The organism is Acinetobacter sp. IK31 (genome assembly GCF_035615195.1).
Classification (GTDB): Bacteria; Pseudomonadota; Gammaproteobacteria; order Pseudomonadales; family Moraxellaceae; genus Acinetobacter; species Acinetobacter calcoaceticus_C.
The window spans coordinates 64,146-79,120 of sequence record NZ_JANBOB010000032.1 but is presented as its reverse complement, the minus strand read 5'-3'; the positions used below and the strand labels follow the sequence as shown (position 1 = coordinate 79,120).

Below are 14,975 nucleotides of genomic sequence, written 5' to 3'. Positions count from 1 at the left end.
AAAAACATTTAAAACAAGTAAGCTATTTTTGAGCACGTATTTTGCTTAAAGAATATAAATGCTATTTAGGAAAGAGATATGGAACTCAATCCAACAGAAAAAGATAAGTTACTCATTTTTACAGCAGGACTCGTTGCTGAGCGCCGTAAAGCTCGGGGTTTAAAACTGAATTATCCGGAAGCTATTGCTTTTATTTCAGCAGCTTTACTTGAAGGTGCGCGAGACGGTATGACGGTCAGTGACTTAATGCATTACGGTACAACTTTATTAAAGCGCGAAGATGTCATGGACGGAGTATCTGAAATGATTGCAGAAGTACAGGTCGAAGCAACCTTTCCTGATGGTTCTAAGTTAGTCACTGTTCATCAACCGATTTTATAAATATAAAAAGGAGAGGTATATGATTCCGGGCGAAATCATTACTCCAGATACAGATATTGAGCTCAATGTTGGACGAGAAATCTTAAAAGTGGTGGTCGCGAATATTGGTGACAGGCCTATTCAGGTGGGTTCACATTTTCACTTCTATGAAGCAAATGATGCACTACAGTTTGATCGTGAAACAGCGAAAGGCTTTCGGTTAAATATTGCTGCAGGCACAGCGATACGTTTTGAACCGGGACAAAGTCGTGAAATTGAACTTGTTGCTTTAGCGGGTAAGCGAGAAGTATATGGCTTTGCAGGCCGAGTCATGGGTAAGTTGGATTAGACATAACAACGATAATGAAAGAGATGAGTATTAAGTTATGAAAATGTCACGTCGTGCATATGCTGAGATGTTTGGTCCAACAGTGGGTGATCGTATTCGCTTGGCTGATACAGAGCTCTTTATTGAAGTTGAAAAAGACTTAACTACTTATGGTGAAGAAGTTAAATTTGGTGGCGGAAAAGTCATCCGTGATGGGATGGGGCAGTCACAACTTTTGGCCGATCAAGTCGCTGACACTGTCATTACTAATGCTTTAATTGTGGATTGGTGGGGAATTGTTAAAGCTGATGTGGGCTTAAAAAATGGTCGCATTTGGAAAATAGGAAAAGCTGGAAACCCTGATATTCAACCAGACATTACGATTCCTTTAGGGGCTGCAACAGAAGTTATTGCGGGTGAGGGGCAGATTTTAACGGCTGGTGGTATTGATACCCACATTCACTGGATTTGTCCTCAACAAGTTGAAACTGCACTTATGTCAGGTACAACGACAATGGTTGGAGGTGGTACCGGACCAGCAGCAGGAACGTCTGCAACTACTGTGACTCCGGGACCTTGGCACATTGCTACCATGTTGCAGGCCATTGACGATTTGCCAATGAATATTGGTCTGCTAGGTAAAGGTAATTTGAGCTTGCCAGATCCAATTCGTGAACAAATCAATGCTGGGGTGATTGGTTTAAAACTCCATGAAGACTGGGGTTCAACACCAGCAGCCATTGATAACTGCTTAAGCGTGGCGGATGAGTTTGATGTGCAGGTGGCGATTCATACTGATACTTTAAATGAAAGCGGTTTTTTAGAAGAAACTTTAGCTGCATTTAAAAATCGTACGATTCATACCTACCATACCGAAGGTGCAGGTGGTGGGCACGCACCAGACATTTTAAAAGCGATTGGGCAAAGTAATGTTTTACCGTCTTCGACCAATCCAACACGACCTTATACGATTAATACCATTGATGAGCATTTAGATATGCTGATGGTATGCCACCATTTAGACCCAGCAATTGCTGAAGATATCGCTTTTGCAGAAAGTCGTATTCGCCGTGAAACGATTGCAGCTGAAGATATTCTGCAAGATTTAGGCGCAATTGCGATGATGTCCTCTGATTCTCAGGCGATGGGTCGCGTGGGGGAAGTGATTTTACGTACTTGGCAAACTGCTCATAAAATGAAAATTCAACGTGGTCCTTTAGAGGGCGATAACGAGTTTCATGATAACAATCGCGTTAAACGCTACATTGCCAAATATACAATTAACCCTGCAATTACACACGGTTTAAGTCATGAAATTGGCTCGATTGAAGTCGGAAAACTAGCTGATTTAGTGTTGTGGAAGCCAGCCTTTTTTGGGGTGAAACCATCCATGATTATTAAAGGCGGCATGATTGCAGCAGCACCGATGGGTGATATTAATGCTTCAATTCCGACACCTCAACCAGTGCATTACCGTCCAATGTTTGGCGCTTATCCGCGTGGTGTGCATAACACCTGTATTACCTTTTTATCTCAAGCTGCGATTGATGAAAAAGTTGCTGAAAAGCTAAATCTGAAAAAGTTGATTAGCCCTTGTAAAAATACGCGTGCAATTACGAAAGCTGATATGAAACACAATACTTATTGTCCAGTCATGCAGGTTCATCCTGAAACCTATGAAGTGAGGGCAGACGGAGAGCTATTAACCTGTGAACCAGCTGAAGTGTTACCAATGGCTCAGCGTTATTTTTTGTTTTAGTTAATTTTATGAAGATATTTCCCATCCGCTTATATGTAGATGGCAATGCAAAAAATAAATAAAGGAGAGAGAAACTACATGAAAATTTATACCCAACGTCTTGAACACATTTCTCCTGATCAGACATTTGAAACGGTTGAACTCACTTTTGATACACGTCAAAAATCACGGTTTCGAGCGACTTTAGCCAATGGCATAGATGTGGGCGCTGATTTACCGCGTACAGGCATTTTGCGAAGTGGCTCATATATTGCGACGAATGATGGCGACATATTACGTGTTGATGCTAAACCTGAACGTTTAATGCAAGTGATTGCTGCAAACGATTTTGATTTGCTTAAAGCAGCCTATCACCTCGGTAACAGACATGTGCCATTAATGCTGACGCCTACTGCTTTATATTTTGAACCTGATCATGTTCTTGCAGAAATGGTAGAAGGGCTAGGGCTTACAGTTTCAGAAACTGATCATCCATTTGAACCTGAAAGTGGTGCTTATGCGCAGCATAGCCATGACCACCGCTTAAGCCCAATCAAAGCTTTGCACCATGTCCATTCATAACGCAGCGCAATTACTTCAATTGCTGACACTGTCTTCTACGGCATTGCCAGTTGGAGCATATTGTTATTCACAAGGTGTAGAAACAGCCATTGATATTGGCTTAATACACGATGAAACGTCGGCAATTGCTTATTTCGAAGAAGTGCTTGAAATGCTGTTAGTGCGGTTTGAACTGCCAGTACTGAAACGTCTCATGCAGCATCATGATGATCAAGATCAATTTTTGGTTTGGGCAAATTTATATAGAGCAAGCCGAGAAAGTAAAGAGCTTTTGGCAGAGTCTCAGCAGTTGGCATTTTCTTTAAATGCGTGGATTAGAGATGTTTTAAAAAAAACGGTTGAGGTTAAAAAGCAGTTTGGTTTTGTGCCTGTCTATGCACAGCTCTGTGGTCGACTTGAGCTTAAAGACGCTGATGTGCTTACAGCCTACACTTTTACTGTTCTAGAAAATCAGGTTTTGGCTGCGGTAAAAACCGTACCTTTAGGGCAAATGGCTGGACAAAGAATTTTATGGCATTTACATGGTTTGGTACCACAAGCAATAGAGAAAGCCTTAAAACTTAAAGATGAGCAATTGAGCAGCGCTTTACCTCGTTACGCCATGCTGAGTATGCAACATGAAACACAATATTCACGGTTATTCAGATCTTAATTTTAGGAAATAAAAGGATAAAAATCATGACAGAACGTAGTCCATTAAGGGTCGGAATTGGTGGTCCGGTAGGTTCGGGTAAAACTGCACTTACGCTCAATTTATGCCTTGCTTTGCGTAATAAATACAATATGGCTGTAGTGACGAATGATATTTATACCAAAGAAGATTCCAATTTTTTAACTCGTCATGAAGCCATGTCACCAGATCGTATCGTTGGTGTCGAAACAGGTGGTTGCCCACATACTGCAATTCGTGAAGATGCTTCAATTAATTTGGCTGCAATTGATGATTTATGTGAAAAGTTTGAAGGTTTAGAGCTCATTATTATTGAAAGTGGTGGTGATAATTTGGCTGCTACATTTAGTCCGGAACTTTCTGATTTAACGCTATATGTAATTGATGTAGCGGGTGGAGAAAAAATCCCTCGTAAAGGTGGGCCAGGCATTACCAAGTCAGATTTACTGATTATTAATAAAACTGACCTTGCACCAATGGTCGGTGCAAACCTTGATGTTATGGATCAAGATGCGAAACGCATGCGTGGGGAAAAGCCATTCTTATTTTCAAATATGAAAACACAAGATGGTCTTGAAGAAATCATTCAATTTATTGAGAAACAAGGGCTGTTTAAAGCTTAAGGAGAGATTATGGACTTCATTAAAAAATGGGGCATAGGGCTCCTTGCATTGTTACCTACACTTGCAATGGCACACCCGGGGCATGACCATGCACATTCGGGTTTTATGGCAGGCTTTATTCATCCATTTACTGGTTTAGATCATTTAGTCATGGCCTTAGCTTTTGGCGTTTTACTCTGGTCAGCAGCTAAACAATGGAAAATTGCGGGTATCATTACTTTGAGTGTTACCCTAATTGTAGGCTTTTTAATCGGTGCTCAAGGTTTAGTACCTGCAAATGTTGCTGAATATGGGATTGTTGCTTCTTTAGTTGTGACAGCAATTGCGCTATGGACAAAATCAAATCGTGTTTTACCTATCGCCGCTGCTTTGCTTGCAAGTTTTCATGGTATGGCTCATGGCGTCGAATTATCGCATGCAGGGCATATTATTGCTTTGGTTGCAGGTATGGTCACAGCTATGGCTTTAATTTACTGTGGTGGACTAGCATTGGGTGCTGTGCTTACACGATATGTGCCCTATGGCAAAAAAATTGTAGGTGCTTGTGCGGCAATTGTTGCTGTTATTGGATTGAGTTAGTTATAACTTCATAGGTAAAAGGTAGCTTTAGGCTACCTTTTTATTTAGCTACTTTCTGATAAAGACCTGAGTGAACTGTACCGGCTTTGGTTGTTTTGACTTGTTGCCAAGTAGTAGGAAGTTGAAGTTGGGACAAATCACGGTCAGCTTCAACATAAATATAACCATTGGTTTTAATGAGAGGGTCTGCTAATTCGGCAAGCTCTTGCCATAAATTAAGACTATAAGGTGGATCTAAAAAGACAACATCAAATTGCTCTTTTAAGCGGGGTAAAGCTTGTTGTGCAGTTGCATTGATTAAATGACAGTTCTGAGCTTTTAATAATTGAATATTATCTTTTAAAAAACGTGCTTGAGTTTTATCAGGTTCAATCATATAAACAGAAGCGGCACCACGTGACAGAGCTTCAAAAGCTAAAGCACCTGAACCTGTGCAGACATCAAGAACTTGGGTATTTTGAATATCCCACATGAGCCAGTTAAATAGAGTCTCGCGTACACGGTCCGGCGTTGGGCGTAAACCATCAATGCTGGCAAATGGAAGTACTCTTCTTTTCCATTCGCCACCAATAATGCGTAATTGATTTTTCATTAATCCTCAACCTCATTCGTTGCAGAGCGAGCTGGTGTAGCTTGTGGTGTTGATGCTGAGGTGGCTGGTGCTGGACTAGAGCTTTCACCGCCGTTTGAGAGTTCACCTGGCTTAATTCCTGCGGTCATCAATCCACCATTAACTTGATGATTTGCTGGTCGAATCGGGTTTTTCTTACGAGTTAATAACCAATAATCAAAAATAGGTTTTGCTAGTTGGGCAGCAGAACCCCCATGACGACCATTTTCCCAAATCACCGCAATCGCAATTTCTGGTTTGTCGGCTGGTGCAAAGCCAACGAATAAACCATGGTCAAGTTGGCGTTCGCTTAGGGCTGATTCATTGTAACGTTTACCCTGTGCAATACTTTTAACCTGCGCAGTTCCTGTCTTTCCTGCAATTTGATAGAGAGGTGTACGAATGCCTCGGCCAGTACCTGATTGAATTACATCAACCATGGCATCGCGCATTTGAATCCAGTCTTCATCCGTTCCGTTGAAATTGATTTTGCCATCAGGCGCATTACGAACGGTAAATGGTTTTGCACCATGAGTTGAACGTAAAACGTGAGGAGTGACATGAGAACCATGGTTGGCTGTAATTGCAGTCGCCATAGCAAGTTGTAAGGGGGTAGCTGTAAACGCACCTTGACCAATACTTACAGAAATAGTCTCACCTTTCATCCATTTGGCTTTGCGAGTACGCATTTTCCATTCAGGATTTGGATAAAGACCTTCACTTTCACTTGGTAAATCAACACCTGTTTTTTGGCCGAACCCAAATTGACGCATCCATTGGTTCATTTGATCAATACCCATTTGGTGGGCAAGAATATAAAAATAGGTATCACATGACATAATGATGGCTTTATGCATGTTTACGATGCCATGACCAGATTTTTTCCAGTCGCGGAATTTATGAGAATCACCGGGTAAATGGAAGTAACCCGGGTCAGAAATTGCTGTTGACCAGTTTACAATACCGTAGTGTAAACCGCCCATGGCTTCCATTGGTTTAATGGTAGAACCGGGTGGATATGCACCTTGTACAGCACGGTTATAAAGTGGTTGATCTAAACTATCACGTAAAGAACTATAATCTTTATGGTTAATACCAGTCACAAATAAATTAGGGTTGAAACTTGGACTAGATACTAAAGCCAGAATTTCGCCAGTACGAGGGTCGATGGCGACAATAGCACCACGACGACCTGCGAGCTGTTGAGACGCAACCGCTTGTAAACCATAATCTAAAGATAAATAGAGGTCATTCCCGCGAGTGGGGTCTTTACGGCCTAAATGGCGCAATATATTACTGTGGGCATCTGCTTCAACAGACTCATAACCCGGTGTTCCGTGTAGCAAATCTTCATAGCTTTTTTCAACACCAATCTTTCCAATCAGGTTGGTTCCAGCATATAAATCTTTATCAATACTTTTTAATTCTTTATCATTAATACGCCCTACATAACCAATCACATGAGCAAATAACTCACCATGCGGATAATAACGGGTCATTTGTGTTTCGATTCTTACGCCGGGAAATTTATATTTAGCTTCACTGAACTTGGCAATATTGGCTTCGGTTAGATTAAGTTTAATTGCGACACGTTCAGTTTTTCGAGCAGTTTTTATACGACTTTTAAAACGATCAATATCTTCTTGTGTTAGATCTAAAATAGGCTGTAGCTGCTCAACAACATGGTCGGCATCTTCTACATCTGTTTTACTTAAAGTTGCTGTAAAAACAGGATAATTATCTGCAAGTAATACACCATTTCGGTCATAGATATAACCACGAGCAGGTGGAAGTGGCTGCAAACGAATTCGGTTTTTGTCAGATGCGGTAGAGAATTCGTCGTAGTGAAAAATTTGCAAATAAGCGTATCGGCTAATCAACACTAATAAGCAAATGATAACCAGACCTATGGCAAAAAAGATTCGTCCTCGATAAATGCGCTTTTCTTGCTGGATATCTTTTAAAGGAAAGTGCTGCTTCATAAGGATCGACTTAATGACATAGGGTAGAAAAATAGCTGCTTATTCTAACGCAAGAGAGCTTAAAATATTGCATAATTTTCAAAGTTTCATTGCCTTTTAATAAGATACGTTTTGACTTTGCAGACAATAAAATTGTAGATACTTGTATATAAGAAGCAAAATAATTCTGTTAAAGTCTCTCATTCAATAGAATAGGGTTGTTCTCACAATACGATTAGGGAAAATGGAGAAAATAATGAGAAAAATTTATCCCTTACTTGCAGTTTTGACGGTAAGTAGTTGGGCTCATGCTCAAGACTATTCGTTTCTTCCAGAAGCAAAATTAGCAGGACACACAGCATCTACGTGGAATGTGGGCGCAGGGTTTACACAAAAACTATTACATCTAAACGGCGAATGGGTAAACCCTTATGGTATTGCCTATGCAAAAGTTGGCGCTTTTTTGAATGGTGATAAAACTGCTGGTGGCCAAGTTGGGTTTCGATACCCTTATTATCTTACCGGCACAGATAAAAATGGTTACTATATCGGTTTTTATGCTGGGCATCTCGATAGTAAAGAGGTCGATGGAGATTATAAATCCCGTTTAGGCGCTGGTGTCGATTTAGCCTATGTATTGTTGAATTCAGAAAGAATTAGTACTTTTAGTGTGGGTATTGGTGCAGCGGAAAAGTTGACTGACCAAAATGGGAATGTTGCCGCAGATACTAAACCACAAATTCAATTTTCTTATTCTCTAAGTTTTGGTTTATAAAACAAAGCAGTTTATCGTTAACTCGCCATAAGCAGAGCACAAATAAATACGAGAGTCTTACATGTTAGAGTACGTCAGTGGATTGTGGCAGACCTTTTTACACAGACCTGATTTTTGGGCCGTTTTAAGTATTATTCCAGTTACTGCCTTTGTCACATGGGCACACGTATGGATGGCTTTAAAAATGGTGTTCTACCCAATCAAATTTTGGGGTTTCCACTTAGGTCCATTACCAGTCGGTTGGCAAGGCATTGTGCCACGTAAAGCCGGGCGTATCTCGGGCATTATTACCGACAATACTTTATCTAAATTAGGTTCATTGCGTGAATTTTTAGAAGCAATGGATCCTGAAGATATGGCACGCATTATTGGTGAGCAGGTTGGGTTTGAACTTGAGCATCTGATTGATGAAGTCATGATTGATCGTAATGCTGTGCTTTGGGAAAACTTACCTTATTCAATTAAACGCCGTATTTATGCTCAGGCGCATAAACAATTACCAGGTGTATTAAGAGAATTAGTGACTGAGCTGACCATGAACGTCGAGTCACTGGTTAATATGCGTGAAATGGTCGTGACTCAGATGGAAGGTGATCGCCGTTTGATGGTACGTATGTTCTTAAAAGTTGGGCAGAAAGAAATCAACTTTATTTGGCATATAAGTGCTTTAATTGGAATGTTCTTTGGTATTTTCCAAATGATTGTCTGGTTTGTCGTACCTTGGCACTGGACAGTCCCGTTTTGGGCTGCGATTTGGGGGTTTTTAACGAACTGGATTGCAATCTGGATGGTGTTTAACCCTCTTGAGCCACATTATATTCGTTACCCACAGTTTTTTAGATTAACAAAAGATCGTAAGTTCCCTTGGATTGTACCCGTTCTTCGAATTGGCACTTATAATGTCCAAGGTGCTTTTATGAAGCGTCAAGAAGAAGTTTCTGATGTGTTTTCAAGCGTAGTAACAGAAGATTTGATTACGTTAAAGTCGATTATGACCGAAATGATGTACGGGCCACGTAAAGATAAAACCCGCCGCATTGTGAAGCGTCATATTAACGAAATTATGGAAACACCGTTAGTTCGTACATCTTTACAGCTTTCTTTAGGACCTAGAGAGTACGCAAGATTAAAGACGGACTTGATTGATCGTTCAATTGAAATTACGATGGGACCCGTATGTGACCCTGCACTAAACGCAAGCCGGGCACAGAAGATTTTTCAAATGTTTAAAGAGCGTATTCGCGAACTGACACCAAAAGAGTTTCAGAATTTATTGCGTCCTGCATTTCAGGAGGATGAGTGGATTCTTATTGTATTAGGTGGGGTAACCGGATTTATTGCTGGTACAATACATTTGTTTGTGGCTTTCTTATAATTCGACGTCGGGCAGAATCTATTGAAGATTAACGAGACTTTTTCTGCCAGGCTTCACATTCATTGTTTTAAATGAGGATGTTTTTTATGCGCATTATCTTACTCGGACCACCTGGGGCAGGCAAAGGGACTCAGGCTCAGTTGATCTGTAAGCGCTACAATGTCCCACAAATTTCAACCGGTGATATGCTCCGTGCTGCAATTCGTGAAGGTACTGAATTAGGTCTAAAAGCTAAAAGTGTAATGGAATCTGGTGGTTTGGTTTCAGATGAACTTATTATCGGTTTAGTAAAAGAACGTATTGCTCAACCTGACTGTGCAAATGGCTGCATTTTCGATGGTTTCCCACGTACTATTCCACAAGCTGAAGCTTTGGAAAAAGAAGGGATTAGCATTGATCACGTGATTGAAATTGATGTTCCTGATGAAGAAATCGTACAACGCCTTTCTGGTCGTCGTCAGCATCCAGCTTCTGGCCGTGTTTACCATACAGTTTACAATCCACCTAAAGTGGAAGGTAAAGATGATGAAACTGGTGAAGACCTTGTTCAACGTCCAGATGATCAAGAAGAAACGATTCGTAAACGTTTAGCGTCTTATCATACAGAGACTGAACAATTGGTTGGTTTCTATCAAAGTCGTGCTGCATCTGGTGAGAATGCGCCGACTTATGACAAGCTTGATGGCTTACGTACAATTGAAGATGTGCAAAAAGATTTATTTAACATTTTAGACAAATAATTAAAATATTATTTGTGACAAGGAGCTCTCATTATGAGGGCTCTTTTCTTTCATTTAGTGCAGGAGAACAATATGAAAATCATATTGATTTTGGTGGTATTGCTAAGTCTGGCACTCGTCATATTTTTGGGTTATCAGAGCTATAAAATGCTTAGGCAGGTACAAAAACAAGCAAAAGAAGAGCGTAATCAGAAAAAGCGTCTAAAGTAAGATTGATTGGGTATAGGTAACATACCCAACCATATTTTTAAGTTTCAATATTTTTAATAGCAATTTGTTTTTGCGCGCCAAATTCAAAACGGTCAGGCCAGTTACAAACATCAGCAACCACACATTCAGAACATTTAGGTTTACGAGCTATACAACAATAACGGCCGTGTAATATGAGCCAGTGATGTGAATCTAAAATAAATTCTTTAGGAATGACCTTAATTAAACGGTGCTCAACTTCAAGTACATTTTTACCTACGGCTAAGCCAGTTCGATTTCCAACTCGAAAAATATGCGTATCGACGGCCATGGTAGGTTGTCCGAAAGCTGTATTTAAAACAACATTTGCGGTTTTACGCCCCACACCTGGCAAGGCCTCTAAGTCTTTTCTGTTGCTTGGAACTTCACCGTTAAATTGCTCCATTAAAATCTTACAGGTCTTAATGACATTTTCGGCTTTAGCGTTATAAAGACCAATTGTTTTAATATATTCCTTTAAGCCATCTACGCCCAAGTTATAGATTTTCTCAGCCGTGTTCGCCACTGGGTAGAGTTTATCAGTTGCCTTATTCACACTTACGTCGGTGGCTTGAGCTGACAACATAACTGCAATGAGTAACTCAAAAGAGGATGAGTATTTTAACTCGGTTTGAGGAGACGGCCGTTGTTCGCGAAGGCGTTCAAAGAAAATTTGAATCTGCTTTTTCGTCATATTTTTGACAGCCATTCAGACCTCCTGTAGTTGCATAAGCTGCTGTTGTAGTTCTTCGAGTTGAAGACGCTTTTTAGCATCTTCACGCACACCGAGCTGTTTTTCCAGTTTCTTAATTTGGGTGCGGATTTTGGCTAACTCAATTGTAGTTTTTGCATCAGTTAACACAGCTTCTTTAGGTTTTTCGATGAGCTCAATAGAAGGTAGTTCATCAAGTGCCTGAGAAAACTGCGCAAACAGTTGAGTGTCAATTTCAGCACGTACCACAGGCCCTTTACGGTGACTGCGACGCTTTTCTTCACGTTGAATATGTGAGTAGTAGCGTTGCCTTAAATCATTTTGTTCTGCGGCACGCTGTTGTTCATTGGGTAAGGCTTGTGTATCTTCAACCAGATCAATGCAATCTACTGGACAAGGTGGAATACATAACTCACAACCCGTACATAAGTCGGCCAAGATAGTATGCATGAGCTTACCACTGCCAATAATAGCATCTACAGGGCAAGCACTAATACATTTGGTGCAGCCAATACATTCATCCTCACGAATAATCGCTTTCATTCGCTGTGGACGACCATCCGTTTGTACAGGCCATACGCTAGTTTCAGCGGTTAATAGAGGACGATTGAGTAGATTTGCGAGTGCATCAGCAACAGGTTGACCACCTGGAACACATTTATTTGCTTCTTCACCTTCAGCAATCGACTTTGCGTAGGGTAGACATCCATCACGATGTCCACATAGACCACATTGTGTTTGTGGTAATAACGCATCAATCTCGCGTATGAGAGAAATAGATGAATTCATAGTGGGCAAATAGGTTGGTTAAAACGATGCGATAATGAAGAAAAACCTAAGTAAGGTCAATGGATTTTAACGAATTTATCGGGTTTTTAATTGACCTAAAATGTAGCCAATATCGCACAATAATAGATCAATAAAAGTGAAGAGTTAAATTACTATTTCTTATCTTTGAGTAGTTTTCCTAAGAATAAGTTTTTGATAATTAAGCTAAATAAAATAATTTAAAATAACTATTGTTAAAATTGATGGAAAGAGATTTAATATTTTGCTGCTAAATGATGCATTTAATAATGTATTGCACCAATTTAATTCATGACTATGCTGAGGACCGTGCATTGAAATACAACAATCTGAATGAATTCCTGAATTACGTGCAAGCGCGTGATCCGCATCAACCTGAATTTTTGCAAGCTGTCGAAGAAGTTATGACGAGTTTGTGGCCATTTATTGAAAAAAATCCAGAGTATGCAGAGCAGGGATTGTTAGAGCGTCTTGTTGAACCAGAGCGAGTTATTCAATTTCGTGTTTCATGGATGAATGATCAAGGTCAGACTCAAGTTAACAGAGCTTTCCGTGTTCAATACAATTCAGCAATTGGTCCATTCAAAGGTGGAATGCGTTTCCATCCATCGGTCAATCTATCAATTTTAAAGTTTTTAGGTTTTGAGCAGACTTTTAAAAACTCACTTACAACCTTACCAATGGGTGGGGGGAAAGGTGGTTCAGATTTCGATCCTAAAGGTAAATCTGATGCTGAAATTATGCGATTCTGTCAGGCATTAATGATTGAGCTATACCGTCATTTAGGACCGAATACTGATATTCCAGCAGGGGATATTGGCGTCGGTGCGCGTGAAGTCGGTTACATGGCAGGCATGATGAAAAAGCTAAGTAATGACACCGCTTGTGTCTTTACTGGTAAGGGAATTTCATTTGGTGGTAGCTTAATGCGCCCAGAAGCAACTGGCTATGGTACGGTTTATTTTGCAGAAGAAATGCTAAAAGCACGTGGGCAGTCTTTCGTTGGCAAAACAGTCTCTGTTTCTGGTTCGGGTAATGTTGCGCAATATGCGGCAGAGAAGGCTATGTTCTTAGGGGCAAAAGTTGTTACTTTGTCTGACTCTAACGGAACAGTTTATGTAAAAAATGGTTTTACAGATGAATTGCTTACTGAAGTCATGAATCTTAAAAACATTAAACGTGGCCGTATTTCTGAGTTTGCTTCTAAACATGGTTTTGAATATTTTGAAGGAAAAACGCCTTGGCATATTCCTGTTGATATTGCTTTACCATGTGCTACGCAAAATGAATTAACAGGTGAAGATGCTAAAACGCTTATTGCAAATGGCGTAATTTGTGTCGCTGAAGGTGCTAATATGCCATCTACACTTGAAGCTGTTGAACACTTTATTGAAGCTAAAATTTTGTATGCACCAGGAAAAGCATCAAATGCGGGTGGTGTAGCAACGTCTGGTTTAGAAATGTCTCAAAATGCAATTCGTTTAAGCTGGACACATGCTGAGGTCGATGAGCGTCTACATGCAATTATGAAAGACATTCATGCCAATTGCGTAAGATACGGTACCAAAGAAGACGGTACAGTTAACTATGTTGATGGTGCCAATATTGCAGGCTTTGTAAAAGTAGCTGATGCAATGCTTGCTCAAGGTATTTTCTAAGAATAGAAATAAAAAATCCGATGCATAAGCATCGGATTTTTTTAGTCTAAAAACTTATTTTTTAGGTTTTTTAACTAACTCTTGCTCTACAACCATATCCAACACATCTGCTAGGCTAGATTGGTCTGCTGCTGGGTTTTTCACTTCAAAACGTTTTACACGTAAAATTACGCGTTGGTCTGGATTATGTTCAAAACCTTCAATTTGACCATAATATAATGACCAGTTTTTGTCAGCGTAAGTTTTAACACCTTTGTCATCATATTTAATTTCACGAACTTGCATACATGTTTGTGGTGCTACACCAGTACATGATTTAGTTTGTGGAGCAACTTCTAGGAAAACAGTTTTCCCTTCAGATTGATATTTTGCTTCAGGTGTCATTTTACCTGTGAAAGTATATTTTTGACCTTGCGCATCAACAACAGTTAATGTTGGTTGATCAACATTTGTTGTATTGAGTTCAAATGGAATCGCACGTTTTTGGAAGAGGCTGCTAGAGAATTGTTCCTGTTTCATTAAAGCAGGTTCACACGCCATCATAGTTGACATTACGTCAGCCGTTACAATCGTATTATTTTCAACTTTCCAAGTTGTTCCTTGGCGGTTACAACCTGTTGCGATAGATAAACGGTCATTGGTAAAGTTAAGAACGATTGGTTTTTTTGTATTTTCAGGCTGATAAGACCAAGAATAATCTGTTAAAGCTTGAGTATTAACTGCTTTTTGACCTTGGAAAATGTGCTTTTGACCAGTTTTATCTGTCACGCTTAAAATCACCTGACCATTATTGTTGCTAATTTCGATTGGTAATTTTGCTTCACTAAAGAGGCTAGTAGAGAGTTGCTCTTGCTTCATCAAGTCATCTTGGCAAGCCATCATGGTGGAAACAAGACTAGAGGTAACAAGTTGGTTACCTTCAACCTTCCAAGTACCACCCTGACCGTTACAACCTGTATTAATATTTAGTTGGCCGTCTGCATTAAAATTAACTACAAGTGGTTTAGAAGCTTTTACATTTTGATAAGTCCAAGCATATTCACCTAAAGTGGTTGCAAGGTTTTGTTGTTGCTCAGATACAATTGGAGCAGGAGTATTTGTAACAGTTTGACACGCCATCAAAGAAAAAGGTAATAACGCAAGAATTAAATATTTAATTTTCATTTAAAAAACTTCAAGTAAAAAAACAACAGCAGTAAGCTTAAAACATTCTTAAAAAAAGAAAATGT

The 14,975-nt window shown here is 39.9% G+C and carries 17 protein-coding genes; 12 read left to right on the top strand and 5 right to left on the bottom strand.

Translation table 11 applies throughout. The features are described from left to right. Positions 1-78: 78 nt before the first annotated feature. From ureA to MSG66_RS15950, 7 genes are all read left to right on the top strand, one after another. Positions 79-381, top strand: a complete 303-nt coding sequence (gene ureA, locus MSG66_RS15980; RefSeq protein WP_042898237.1) for an urease subunit gamma — start codon at positions 79-81, stop codon at positions 379-381. 19 nt (positions 382-400) lie between these two features. Continuing rightward, entirely contained in the window at positions 401-709 is a 309-nt protein-coding gene (locus tag MSG66_RS15975; RefSeq protein ID WP_324654594.1) for an urease subunit beta, read from the top strand. A 37-nt stretch (positions 710-746) separates the two neighbouring features. Continuing rightward, entirely contained in the window at positions 747-2,447 is a 1,701-nt protein-coding gene (gene ureC / locus MSG66_RS15970) for an urease subunit alpha (protein ID WP_324654593.1), read from the top strand. 78 nt (positions 2,448-2,525) lie between these two features. Next, positions 2,526-3,008 carry an urease accessory protein UreE gene (gene ureE, locus MSG66_RS15965; protein WP_042898240.1) on the top strand — a complete coding sequence of 161 codons (483 nt, stop codon included), beginning with the start codon at positions 2,526-2,528 and terminating at the stop codon, positions 3,006-3,008. Beyond that, positions 2,995-3,660, top strand: a complete 666-nt coding sequence (locus MSG66_RS15960) for an urease accessory protein UreF (protein WP_324654591.1) — start codon at positions 2,995-2,997, stop codon at positions 3,658-3,660. The genes ureE and MSG66_RS15960 overlap by 14 nt, the downstream gene beginning before the upstream one ends. Before the next feature lie 26 nt (positions 3,661-3,686). Beyond that, positions 3,687-4,301: an urease accessory protein UreG gene (ureG, locus tag MSG66_RS15955; protein WP_133974813.1), complete on the top strand. Its 615-nt coding sequence runs from the start codon at positions 3,687-3,689 to the stop codon at positions 4,299-4,301. A 9-nt stretch (positions 4,302-4,310) separates the two neighbouring features. Continuing rightward, positions 4,311-4,880: a HupE/UreJ family protein gene (locus tag MSG66_RS15950; RefSeq protein ID WP_202742781.1), complete on the top strand. Its 570-nt coding sequence runs from the start codon at positions 4,311-4,313 to the stop codon at positions 4,878-4,880. A gap of 40 nt (positions 4,881-4,920) precedes the next feature. Here the strand turns inward: MSG66_RS15950 and rsmD are convergent, their stop codons facing one another. Then, a complete protein-coding gene (gene rsmD / locus MSG66_RS15945; RefSeq protein WP_042898243.1) occupies positions 4,921-5,472 on the bottom strand; it encodes a 16S rRNA (guanine(966)-N(2))-methyltransferase RsmD in 552 nt (183 codons plus the stop codon). After that, positions 5,472-7,472, bottom strand: coding sequence for a penicillin-binding protein 2 (gene mrdA, locus MSG66_RS15940; RefSeq protein ID WP_324654590.1), 2,001 nt, complete (start codon positions 7,470-7,472; stop codon positions 5,472-5,474). The genes rsmD and mrdA overlap by 1 nt, the downstream gene beginning before the upstream one ends. Before the next feature lie 235 nt (positions 7,473-7,707). Between mrdA and MSG66_RS15935 the strand changes: the two genes are divergently transcribed. The 4 genes from MSG66_RS15935 (at position 7,708) to MSG66_RS18730 (ending at position 10,551) form a co-directional block, all read left to right on the top strand. After that, a complete protein-coding gene (locus MSG66_RS15935) occupies positions 7,708-8,226 on the top strand; it encodes a hypothetical protein (RefSeq protein WP_005042185.1) in 519 nt (172 codons plus the stop codon). Between the two features lie 61 nt (positions 8,227-8,287). Beyond that, positions 8,288-9,601: a hypothetical protein gene (locus MSG66_RS15930; protein WP_324654589.1), complete on the top strand. Its 1,314-nt coding sequence runs from the start codon at positions 8,288-8,290 to the stop codon at positions 9,599-9,601. 86 nt (positions 9,602-9,687) lie between these two features. After that, positions 9,688-10,341 (top strand): adenylate kinase, encoded by a 654-nt coding sequence (adk, locus tag MSG66_RS15925; protein ID WP_016138896.1) that lies wholly within the window; start codon positions 9,688-9,690, stop codon positions 10,339-10,341. Between the two features lie 72 nt (positions 10,342-10,413). Continuing rightward, positions 10,414-10,551, top strand: coding sequence for a hypothetical protein (locus tag MSG66_RS18730; RefSeq protein ID WP_162234628.1), 138 nt, complete (start codon positions 10,414-10,416; stop codon positions 10,549-10,551). Between the two features lie 37 nt (positions 10,552-10,588). On the opposite strand, the gene nth is transcribed toward MSG66_RS18730, so the two are convergent. Further along, positions 10,589-11,278: an endonuclease III gene (nth, locus tag MSG66_RS15915; protein ID WP_262472866.1), complete on the bottom strand. Its 690-nt coding sequence runs from the start codon at positions 11,276-11,278 to the stop codon at positions 10,589-10,591. Further along, positions 11,279-12,070: an RnfABCDGE type electron transport complex subunit B gene (locus MSG66_RS15910; protein ID WP_324654588.1), complete on the bottom strand. Its 792-nt coding sequence runs from the start codon at positions 12,068-12,070 to the stop codon at positions 11,279-11,281. Positions 12,071-12,342: 272 nt separating this feature from the next. Here MSG66_RS15910 and gdhA point away from each other — a divergent pair, with 272 nt between their 5' ends. Continuing rightward, positions 12,343-13,746, top strand: a complete 1,404-nt coding sequence (gene gdhA, locus MSG66_RS15905; protein WP_262472868.1) for an NADP-specific glutamate dehydrogenase — start codon at positions 12,343-12,345, stop codon at positions 13,744-13,746. A 54-nt stretch (positions 13,747-13,800) separates the two neighbouring features. On the opposite strand, the gene MSG66_RS15900 is transcribed toward gdhA, so the two are convergent. Beyond that, entirely contained in the window at positions 13,801-14,910 is a 1,110-nt protein-coding gene (locus tag MSG66_RS15900; protein ID WP_324654587.1) for an META and DUF4377 domain-containing protein, read from the bottom strand. Positions 14,911-14,975 lie beyond the last annotated feature (65 nt).